The 9,047-nt window shown below is 38.8% G+C and carries 8 protein-coding genes; 7 read left to right on the top strand and 1 reads right to left on the bottom strand.

The window, feature by feature from the left end; all coding sequences use genetic code 11:
• On the bottom strand, positions 1–389 hold a 389-nt coding region (locus B2R65_RS13320), incomplete at its 3' end, for an exonuclease domain-containing protein (protein ID WP_286743386.1).
• Between the two features lie 318 nt (positions 390–707).
• Between B2R65_RS13320 and B2R65_RS13315 the strand changes: the two genes are divergently transcribed.
• From B2R65_RS13315 to B2R65_RS13285, 7 genes are all read left to right on the top strand, one after another.
• A complete protein-coding gene (locus B2R65_RS13315) occupies positions 708–1,115 on the top strand; it encodes a hypothetical protein (protein ID WP_248442100.1) in 408 nt (135 codons plus the stop codon).
• Between the two features lie 152 nt (positions 1,116–1,267).
• Entirely contained in the window at positions 1,268–2,524 is a 1,257-nt protein-coding gene (locus B2R65_RS13310; protein WP_004587202.1) for a cation:proton antiporter, read from the top strand.
• A gap of 270 nt (positions 2,525–2,794) precedes the next feature.
• Positions 2,795–3,202: a hypothetical protein gene (locus tag B2R65_RS13305; protein ID WP_004587203.1), complete on the top strand. Its 408-nt coding sequence runs from the start codon at positions 2,795–2,797 to the stop codon at positions 3,200–3,202.
• A 438-nt stretch (positions 3,203–3,640) separates the two neighbouring features.
• Positions 3,641–3,910, top strand: a complete 270-nt coding sequence (locus B2R65_RS13300) for a YrhK family protein (protein ID WP_004587206.1) — start codon at positions 3,641–3,643, stop codon at positions 3,908–3,910.
• A gap of 55 nt (positions 3,911–3,965) precedes the next feature.
• A complete protein-coding gene (locus B2R65_RS13295; protein WP_414704505.1) occupies positions 3,966–4,481 on the top strand; it encodes a M23 family metallopeptidase in 516 nt (171 codons plus the stop codon).
• Between the two features lie 238 nt (positions 4,482–4,719).
• Positions 4,720–5,130 carry a hypothetical protein gene (locus B2R65_RS13290; protein ID WP_286743376.1) on the top strand — a complete coding sequence of 137 codons (411 nt, stop codon included), beginning with the start codon at positions 4,720–4,722 and terminating at the stop codon, positions 5,128–5,130.
• Positions 5,131–5,607: 477 nt separating this feature from the next.
• Positions 5,608–8,754 (top strand): pilus assembly protein, encoded by a 3,147-nt coding sequence (locus tag B2R65_RS13285; RefSeq protein WP_286743374.1) that lies wholly within the window; start codon positions 5,608–5,610, stop codon positions 8,752–8,754.
• Positions 8,755–9,047: the final 293 nt, after the last annotated feature.

The raw sequence follows: 9,047 nt of genomic DNA, 5'->3' as shown, positions 1-9,047 counted from the left end.
TTTTTATATTCGCGCTCGTACGGGTCGTAAAAGTTACGATAAAAGCTATAACGGCTTACTTCGTCATCAAAGCGAATACTGTTATAACCAGCCACACAGGTGTTTGGCGCACTAAATTCAGCGTGAATTTTGGCTATAAACTCAGCCTCAACCAAACCTTTTTGCATCGCCACTTGTGGCGTAATACCGGTAATTAAACATGCCTCAGGGTGAGGCAAGTAATCCGCTTGCGGCTTACAATATTCAATAAGCGGCTCGCCAATTATATTTAAATCAAGATCGGTACGAATTCCCGCAAACTGACTCGGCTTATCCTTCTGAGGGCTCGCCCCCCAGGTCTCATAATCGTGCCAGTAGATTGTTGCTTGATTTTGCTCTTGATATGCCATGCTAAAAACCCTGAGAAGTTAACTTAAAAACGCCTAAATGCACGCCAAGTTACTAAAATAATGAATTATTTAGATTATGGCATATGGGCGAGGGAGTTTATAGGTTTGCGATTGATAAGGGAGTTAAATTAGGTGGTGTTTACTAATTATAATTAAAGCACTTGCTATGAATTGCTTACTAGTTTGGCATTAGACTAAAGTCTATAAGTTAATTTTCTTCACTTATTGGTTTTGTTTTAATCGTTTGTCGGTTTTGTGTTAATTCTCTAAAGTTGAATTGTCGGCAACAAGCACGACTAACTCAACAGGAATATAATCATGAAAAGCTCACTTATCAAAACCATCGCTCTTGGCTCTTTATTAACTTGCTCAGCTGCTGTAATGGCTGATACAAGTGACTACAAATTAATGGTTATCGAACAAGCGACTGCACCGCAGCCAATTGAGCAGTCGTTTAATAGTTGCGCACTGAATGTTAAGTCAAAAAACTATGCTGAAGCTGAAGCAATTTGTACAAAAGCAATCGCACTTTTAAAAGATGCAGACGGCCCTAAATTTAAAGTACGCCAACTTACGTCATTCGCGTTAAGTAACCGAGGTGTTGCGCGCTTAAAATCAAATAATGACACCGCAGCCATTGCTGATTTGTACGAGGCAGTGCAAATGTCTAACAGTACAATGGTATCGCATAATTTAACACTTGCTAAAGAAGAGCTTGCGCTATAAAAAAACACTAAACATGCTTTAATTAAGCCAGTGTATAAAAAGCCCATGTTAGGTTTATTCTTAACATGGGCTTTTTGCGTTGCACGGTTAAAAAGTGCAAATCATAAAAGTGGAAACTACCTATTAGGCTTTAAATTTAAGAGAGCTAGATTATGGATGTCACCAGTACGTTGAGCATATTTGAAATTAGCGCGATTTTTTTATCTATAACCGCATTACTTGCTTATATAAATCATCGGTTTATTGGCCTGCCAACCACCATTGGGGTGATGGTTATTTCGCTTTTAGTGTCTATTGCGGCCATATTTTTGGGCTTTTTAGGGTTTGATGAACTTATTGATTACGAAGTAAGCCTACTTGATCAACTCAATTTTACTCATGTATTGCTCGATGGCATGCTCTCAATGCTGCTTTTTGCTGGGGCGCTGCACGTTAATGTAAGTGACTTAAGACGTTATAAATTACCCATAGGTATTTTAGCGTGTGTGGGTACGCTAGTTTCAACAGTGATTATTGCTACAGCGTTATATGTAGTAGTGCCTTTATTGGGATTTAATTTATCGTTTATATGGTGTTTATTATTTGGTGCGTTGATTTCGCCAACCGATCCGATAGCGGTGATGGGTATTTTACGCTCTGCTGGTGCGCCTAAAAGTATTGAAACCGTAATAGCGGGGGAGTCGCTATTTAATGATGGTATAGGCGTGGTGGTATTTGCGCTTTTATTAGGAATTTTAACCAGTGGTGATATGCCAACTACATACTCAGTGGCTCATACACTCGCTGTTGAAGCGGGGGGCGGTATAATATTTGGTTTAATATTGGGCGGTGCTTTAAATTATTTATTAAAAGCAATAGATAGCTACCAAGAAGAAGTATTACTTACGCTAGCGGGTGTTATAGGCGGTTATGCATTGGCGAGTCACTGGCACTTATCGGGGCCACTTGCGATGGTTATGGTGGGATTAATGGTGGGTAATCATGGCCGTAATTTAGCCATGAGTGATAAAACACGCCACTATGTTGATTTGTTTTGGGAGCTAATTGATGAAATTTTAAATGCCATTTTATTTGTGCTAATTGGCCTTGAAGTGGTAATGATTGTGTACTCAGCTAATTTGCTGGTGGCGGGCGTTTTAACCATTTTAATTGCGCTATGCGCACGTCTTATTGTGGTTGGCCTAACAACAACTATTTTTAATAAACAGCTCGAGCTGCCCAGCGGTGCATGGAAAGTGTTAACCTGGGGAGGGTTACGTGGCGGTATTTCGGTGGCACTGGTGTTGCAGCTCCCTGATGGAGCGCAGCGTAATATATTATTGGCTTTAACTTATGCAGTGGTGGTTTTTTCAATTTTAGTGCAAGGCTTGAGCGTAGGAAAAGTCGCCAAAAGCATAAAAACAAAATAAATTATAAAGACTGATTTTTGTACATTTCGCTGGCTTGTTTGCGTAGCTACAGCATAAGATTCGTTTTAAAACCTTTTTCAAAACAAGCAGTAATTACGCTGGTTTACACGCTGTTAAACATTTAAATTTGTACGTATATTAGACTAAAGTCTATAGGTTAATTTTCTTCACTTATTGAGTTTGTTTTTCTCGTTTGTCGGCGCTGAGCTATTACTCTAAAGTTCAGTTGTCGGCAACAAGCGCGACTAACTTAATTAGGAAAGACAAACCATGAAACGTACACTTTTAAAAACCATCGCTCTTGGCTCATTACTAACTTGCTCAGCAGCTGTAATGGCTGATTCAAGTGACTACAAACTAATGGTTATCAAAACCGCTACTGCTCCATTGCCACTTGAAGAGTCATTCAATAGCTGTGCACTTAACGTTAAATCTAAAAATTACGCTCAAGCTGAAGAAATTTGTACTAAAGCCATTGCACTATTAAAAGATGCACAAGGCCCTAAATTTAAAGTACGCCAGCTTACATCGTACGCTTTAAGCAACCGTGGCGTTGCACGTTTAAAAGCGCATAACGATACAGCAGCATTAGCTGATTTATACGAAGCAGTACAAATCTCTGAAAACACATTAGTGTCTCATAACTTAACTCGCGCTAAAGAAGAGCTTGCCTTATAAAGCAATTTAATTAGCGAGAGTCACAAAAAAGTCCCTACCGATTTATATTTGGTAGGGGCTTTTTTGTGCGTGTAATAAAATTTTTTTATAAAACTCACATGTAAATTTAAAAGCGAGAAAGCCCGTTTTAGAAAGCTTTATTTTTGGAAATGTTATTAGCGGCAGATGCGGCTTTAAGTCTTAAAAAACGTTTAGAAAAAGACCAAAAATAAACAATTAAATATACAAGCAATAGTGAGTTTTTGGCTATAAAGACTCTACACCAATAAAAACGCTGGCTGATATATCAGCCAGCGTTTTTTATTATGTGTTTTTTGCTATTGTATTATGCAGATAAGCCTATACCAATGCGTAATAATACTTAATTAAGCGAATTGGTATTAGATGCTAGTGAAAACAGTTTTTTTAATTACACAGTAAAAAGAGTGAGTAGTATTGATGGGCTCCAGCAAAAATCAGCTTAATTTAGACTTAGGACAAGAGCATATTACTATCCAACGCCGTTATGAAGCATTAGGCGCAGTTAACGATTTTTTAATTGCGGTGTGGTTTTTAATTGGTAGCTTTTTCTTTTTAAATGAGTCATTAGTTGAAAGCGGTACCTGGCTTTTTATAGCTGGCAGTGCGCAATTAATAATAAAACCTGTATTAAAATTAATGAGTTTAGTTCACGTTAAAAAAGTGTTTCGTTCTAACAATACTCACTAGGCGTTCAGATATTGTAATTAATAATTTAATGACTATTCACAGCAAAGGTAATGCATTGAAACTACTAAAGTGGACTTTGGGCGCAGTTATAATTTTATTAATAGTGGGTTTACTCATTCCTGAGAAGCTAATAATTCCTGTGCAAGGCGCTAAAAGTAAAGATTGGAACCACAATACGTTTTGGTATGAGCCGTGGGGGCGCTCGGGTGTACATAAAGGAATTGATATTTTTGGCGCTAAAAACACCCCTGTGGTTGCTGCAACAAGCGGTATTGTTATTTTTTCAGGTGAACTAAACCGAGGAGGCAAAGTGGTTGCGGTACTTGGTGCAAAATGGCGAGTGCATTATTTTGCACATTTAAATGACTACAATGTAAGTGCAGGGGATGTAGTTAGCATAAACAGTCAAATTGGCTTACTGGGTGATACCGGTAATGCCGCAGGAAAGCAACCTCATGTGCATTATTCTATATTATCGCTTATGCCTATGGCGTGGCTTTTTACAACACAAAGCCAAGGGTGGAAAAAGATGTTTTTTTTAAACCCACATAAAAAGTTAACTGCTAACTAACTCAGTTTTATGTATGGATGGGCCTTTACTGATTAGCTGACAAAGTAGTTAACTCACTTGTTTTTGCAGTATTTTTTGAGAGTGAAAGAAACGCTATTTAAAGTAGGTATTAGACTAAAGTCTATAGGTTAGATTTTCTCACTTATTAGGTTTGTTTTTATCGTTTGTCGGGGGGAGAGGATTTATCTAAAGTTACGTTGTCGGCAACAAGCACGACTAACCAAACAGGAAGATAATCATGAAACGTACACTTTTAAAAACCATCGCTCTTGGCTCATTATTAACTTGCTCAGCTGCTGCAATGGCTGATCAAAGTGACTACAAATTAATGGTTATTGAAGATTCTGTAACAGCCGCGCCGGAGTTTGAACAGCCATTTAATAGCTGTGCACTTAATGTAGAATCTAAAAACTACGCAGAAGCTGAAGCCATTTGTACACAAGCAATTGCCTTATTAAAAGAAAGCCGTGGCCCACGTTTAAAAGTACGCGAACTTACATCGTTTGCATTAAGTAACCGTGGTGTAGCCCGCATGATGGCCAAAAAAGACACCGCAGGCCTTTCAGATTTATACGAAGCGTATCAAATCTCTAAAAACTCACTGGTATCTCATAATTTAACGCGTGCTAAAGAAGATTTATCTTTATAAATTTATTACTTAGCACTTAAAAAGCCCCCGCGAGTTTATAAACTCGCGGGGGCTTTTTAGTTTTAATTTTTGAAATTAACCAATGTGAGTTGTTAATTTTTAAGCAGGTTTAACGTGTGTTCTCACTTAAATACTTATTTTAATAGGGGGTTTTAAACTTAAAATATGGTAATAACACCATTGCAAGTAAGGTTAACCGAGAATTGCAGGGTTAATTGTTTTTAAAAACGGGATATTTTACTAATGGCGATGCGTATATAAAATGCTCTAAGGGTATTAAATTTCTTTATATTTGCGCCTATTTTCATTAAAGTACTTAAAATATAGCAAATTCAGTTAATATTAATCTTTGTAAATAAGTTTATGTTTAATGGCATTTAGCTGTTTTGTGCATTTTCCTAATTAAAACTAAAAATAAATAAGTAACTGCACTTTTAATGGAACTGCGTGATTTTAGCGCAGATAAAAGGATTTAAAATGAAACTTACCTTCAATCGCATTGTTGCATCTTTTTTTGCAGTAACTGTTAGCCTCTCTGTAACCGCCGAAGATATAGAGCTATACGTAAACCATAACGTAGAAACCGATGAAAACCCCCGTGTTGTGATTGTATTTGATACCTCCGGAAGTATGGGAAGTAAGCTTCCTTACAACGGACCTAAAAAAATAGATGCAGCTAAAGATGCCATGACCCAACTGGTTAATGATAATAGCGCCATTGACTTTGGTTTAATGCGTTTTAATGGTAACAACGGTGGTTATATTATGGCTGGTTTAGGCTCATCACATGACACTATTTTAGGCCAAATTGAAAAGCTACCTGCTAGCGGAAACACCCCCGTTACAGAAACCTTATGGGAAGCCTACCTTTATATGACAGGCCAAACCGTTTGGTATGGACAAAATACCAATCAACGTGACTTTAGTGTAGAGACCAATGACAACCCTTTAACGCCCCCTGATTATATATCGCCGTTTAGACAGGCATATGGTTCGCAAGAGCGCTGTGATAATTCTATAAATTTAATATTAATGACCGACGGCGACCCTACTCAGGATAATAACCGTAATGACGATATTAAAGATTTATACAAGCAAAAATTTGGTTATAACCCCAGCAAAACAAGTAATAGTTATTTAGCAGCATTAGCGCAAATAATTCATGGTACACAAGACGTTGAAATAGATCTTTACGAAGACACACCGGAAGTAGCAGACACAGGCCGCGTATTTACTATTGGTTTTGGTAGTGGCATGAGTAGCAAAGGTAAAACGCTTCTTGAAAAAACTGCTGAACTAGGTGGTGGCGAGTACCTTCACGCAGATACCTCAGCAGAGCTCTCTGAAGCATTAAATAATACTATTTCTAGAATACGCGAAGTAAACGATAGCTTTTCATCGCCTACGGTTGCCAGTAATAACGTTGACCAAACCCGCAGCCGAGAAGCAATTTATTTTGCTATGTTCTATCCTGAGACCGGGGCTCGTTGGGGCGGCAATTTAAAAAAATTAGTTATGTCGGGCTCTAACATAGTTGACTCCACAGGCCGTGAGGCAATAGGTGATGACGGCTTAATTAAAGAAGACGCTCGCACGTTTTGGCTACCTTCAAATAAACCGGCCGATGGTAATTTAGTCGCACAAGGCGGCGTAAACTACTTACTTTCAAGCTTAGACTCACAAAGCCGCAAACTGTATATAGATTCGGACGGTAGTATTGTTGATTTTACCTTTGATAGAGTTAAAGAAATTTTAAATATAGTGTCAGACGCCATAGGTGGCATCATACCGGGTACTAATATTGCTATCTCGCGCAATGATATTAATTGGGCAAGAGGCATGGATGTAGATAACGAAGATAGCGATAGCTCATCAGTAGATCAGCGTGCCAATATTTTTGGTGATCCTTTGCATTCTAAGCCGGTATCTATTGATTATGGTGATGGCAACATACGTATTTTAGTGGGCACTAATGCTGGCTTTTTGCACATGTTTAACGATAAAGGTAACAGCATTGAAGAGGAGTGGGCGTTTATGCCTGCTGAGCTGTTAAAAAACATACCTGCACTTCGTACAAATCAAGCCAATACTAAAGTGTATGGTATGGATGGGCCTATTAGTGTGTTTTTTAACAATAAAAGTTTAAACAGTGACGGCTTAAATGACGGAGTAATAGATGCCACTAAAGGTGATGAAGTATGGGCATTTGCTGGTATGCGCCGTGGGGGTAAAAACTATTATGCACTTGATATTAGCTCACCAGATAAACCAAAACAGCTTTGGAGTAAGCCTATTGTAGGCGGCTCAGATGGGTTTGAATACCTAGCTCAAACCTGGTCAAAACCACAAATAGCCTATATTAAAGCGTTTGGAGATGAGCCTTTACTGGTATTTGGTGGCGGATACGATACAAACAAAGACAACGCGATTCGTAGCGAGGATGAATCAGGCGCGGGCATTTACATTGTTAAGGCTAAAACCGGTGAAAGAGTATGGGCGTTAACGCCTGATGATAATAATTTCCAAGGTAAGCACAGTATAGCTGCTGATATAGCAACGCTTGACTCAGATTATGATGGTTACATTGACCGTTTATATGCCACCGATACGGGGGGTAATATTTGGCGTGTGGATATGCCAGGCTCTGACAAAAATAGTTTTTCTCATTACAAATTAGCAGAGCTTGGCAGTTCATTAGCAACGCAAGACCGACGCTTTTTTTACAAGCCACTAGTGGCACGTACTATGTTTAGTAAAGTGAGCAAAACGAGCTATGGCGGTGAAGAAATAACCACACGATTAGATACGCCTTACGATGCAATCGTTATAGGAAGTGGTAATCGCTCAAATCCGCTTGCAACCAATGAGCAAGATCATCTTTACATGATTCGCGATGAACAAACCGTAACTAAAACCTTCGATTCACAAAATACGCCAGAGCCCATAGTGCCAAGTGATTTAATGCTTATGAATGACGACCCATTTGGCAATGCACTAGATAATGTAGATGAGTTTGTAGAACTTGAAGCTGATTTAGCAGGCTTTAAAGGGTGGCGATATGAGCTAAGTAATGGTGAAAAATCATTGGCTGCAGCCACCGTAGTAGGAGGCGTAGCTTATTATACATCGTTTACACCTGCACTAGAGTCTGATAAAAATCAGTGCTCTTTAACAGGGGGCGGTGGTGCAATGTACGCTTTTCATTTGCACTATGGCACAAAAGTGTACGACCAACTTAAATTTACTACCAGCTACGATGTACCCGATACCGCTCAGTTGTATTTTGGTGAAGGCGACTCATGTATAGATGCTAATAATAATGGATTATGTGATGTGCCAACACCTGATGATGGTGACCCAGATGACGGTACCCCAGGCGGTGGCTACGAGTACGAAGAAACAATACCTGTGAGCCAAGTAAGCCAGTTTTATTTAATCGGCCCGAGCCTTACTGGTGAAGGTGCAGTAAACCCTATCAAACCGCCTGAAATTAACGGCCCAGGGCTAACTGTTGTTGATGGTAAAGTTAAACTTGTAAATGACAGTGATACATTAGGCTTTGGCTTTAAAACGCAGCAAACCTACATATATAAGCGTGAAGAAAACGATTCTTCATCTGATTAGGTTAGCCTTAGCTCAGGAGTCGCAGCGCTTTATTATTTACCGCGCATGCCTTTAAAAGGCATGCGCTAACTTTTCTAGCTAATACTAAAGAGCCCAAAGCAAACCTTGCGACGTTAAAGTGTTCTGCTAAAGAAAGCTCAACAATGTAATTTTTGCCTAAAATTCAACACGCCTCCTATCTAAAATAGATTACCTAACCAAGCGAATTTGTATTAATAAAGCCAACATTTATTCGCAATTATTGTGTTTAAGTATTTTAAAAAGAGGGCTTATTGTCCCTATATTGAAAATAG

It is taken from the genome of Pseudoalteromonas sp. UBA2102 (genome assembly GCF_002331165.1).
Lineage (GTDB): Bacteria > Pseudomonadota > Gammaproteobacteria > Enterobacterales > Alteromonadaceae > Pseudoalteromonas > Pseudoalteromonas atlantica.
Note: the sequence above shows the minus strand (reverse complement) of the source record. Positions and strands in the feature narration are given on the sequence as shown.